The sequence below is a fragment of the Rhabdaerophilum calidifontis genome, from assembly GCF_008641065.1.
Taxonomy (GTDB): Bacteria; Pseudomonadota; Alphaproteobacteria; order Rhizobiales; family Beijerinckiaceae; genus Rhabdaerophilum; species Rhabdaerophilum calidifontis.
This window is the reverse complement of sequence record NZ_VTRS01000016.1, coordinates 1-1885: the sequence shown is the minus strand read 5'-3', so window position 1 is coordinate 1885 and position 1885 is coordinate 1. Positions and strand designations below refer to the sequence as shown.

The window sequence follows — 1885 nt, the reverse complement described above, 5'->3', positions numbered from 1 at the left end:
CCGGTCAGGACCTCAATCTTCGGATAAGAACCAGTCATAGCCACGACATTACTCCCAACCCTTATTTTAAGGGTGAGACCTGTCCGGGGAATTCGGGGGCCGTTTCACAAGATCGCAACGGATAGCCGAAAGGCTGGCTTGTTGCGTTACGATCTGCCCGACGGGAAACGGACTCCCGCACCCGAAACCAAACTTTGGCCCGGCGAGGCGCAGGCAAGCTAAGCACGCCTGTCACGGAATCGATATGCCGTCGCTTGCCCGTCACTGACCCGCAGAACGCAGCTTTGCCGTCGCGTCGTCGTCATCGCGGATCAGGGCCGCCAGACGAGCCAGCGCTTCGGCAACAGTGCGCCCGTGATCGTGAATACTTCGAATTATCTCGGCGGGCGACCGGTCGTCGAATTTCGCGACAGTGCTTGGGTTGACAGCCTTCAGGTCGAAGACCGCAGCGTCAATCGCCGAGGCTTGAGCCTCCAGATCACGTGCCGCCTTCTCCTTGTCTCCAATTTCGCTGAGCATCGCGGCAATTTCGGCATCAGAAGCTTTGGACTTCTTCCGGCGCTTCAGCTCTTCCTTCAGGTCTGTCACCTCGGCCTTGGTATCTGCCGCCTGCGCCAGCAGGGGCTGCATTTCTTCACGGGCTTTTGTGCGGCGCGCGGCAAAGTCGATAGTCCAGGAGTATCGAGTGTCCGCCTCGGCCTTGCCACGGAGGGGCAGAAGCCGCGCGTAACTCGGGAAGGGCTTGCCGGCGTTGTCTTCCTGTTCGAGCCAATCAGCGGTGAGATTGGCAGGCAGCGCGCTGTCGGGCAGCGGCTTGCCATCCTTGTCAAACCCGAAATGCGCCAGAGTGAGGGGCGTCTTTTTGCCGACCTTCACGTGGCTCAGGTCGTAGTACCAGATCTGCTCTGTCTTCCTGCCCTTGGTGAAGAACAGCAGGTTCGTCTTCACGCCGGCGCCAGCCGTCGAGAAGACGCCGCCTGGCAGGCTCACGATGGCCCAAAGGTCACATTCATCGACCAGTTTTCGCTTCGTTTCGACGAAGGAGCCTTCATTGGTCCTGAACAGCATTCCTTCGTCGAGAACGATAGCGCAGGTCCCCTTCGGCGCGAGTTCGCCAAGGATGTCCTGAACGAACAGGACCTGCGTCGAGCTGGTCTCAAAGGCGAAATTCTTCTGCGCGTCCTTGCCTTCCTTGCCGCCGAACGGCGGGTTGGTGAGGATCACGTCGAACTGCTTTGGCGCCTTGTCAAACAGTGCACCATAGGTTGCCCGGCGCGTGAGAGAATTGCCGTGCCAGAGATTGGGCTGGTCGATCCCGTGCAAGACGAGGTTGGCCAGAGCGATCGGGATGACGAGATTTTCCTTCTCGCGGCCGAAGAAGGTGTCGTGCTTCAACGTTTCAAGGTCGGTGCTCAGCGGCGATCGGCCCAAGCGCCGGGAAATGTGCTCATAAGCAATCGCGAGGAACCCACCTGTTCCGCAGCAAGGGTCATAGACCGTCTGGCCAAGCTGAGGATCGACCGTGTGCACCATAGCGCGGATCACCTCGCGCGGGGTGAAGAACTGACCCCCATCCGAGTTCTTCTCGCCCATCTTGAGCAGCAGGTCTTCGTACACCTGCGACAGGGTGAAGAAGTGGGTGTCGTCGATGTTGTCGATGCTGATCTCATGCACTCGGTCGAGGATGTCGCGCAGGTTCGTTTCGGAATCCACGCGCACCTTTTCGACAGCCGTCATGATCCGGCCGATGATGCGCTGTTTAGGCGACGCCGTGGGGTTCGGCTGGCCAGTGCGCGCGTCGATGTCCAGCCCGTGAAGTGCGGGCAGCAGTTCCTTGTTGATGAAGTCGAAGAGCTTGCCGTCACCGGCTGAAACGGCCCCCGAA

The 1885-nt window shown here is 59.7% G+C and carries 1 protein-coding gene; it reads right to left on the bottom strand.

Annotation, left to right across the window (positions count from 1 at the left end):
- Positions 1 to 261: 261 nt before the first annotated feature.
- On the bottom strand, positions 262 to 1885 hold a 1624-nt coding region (locus FWJ24_RS14535), incomplete at its 5' end, for an N-6 DNA methylase (RefSeq protein ID WP_150288556.1).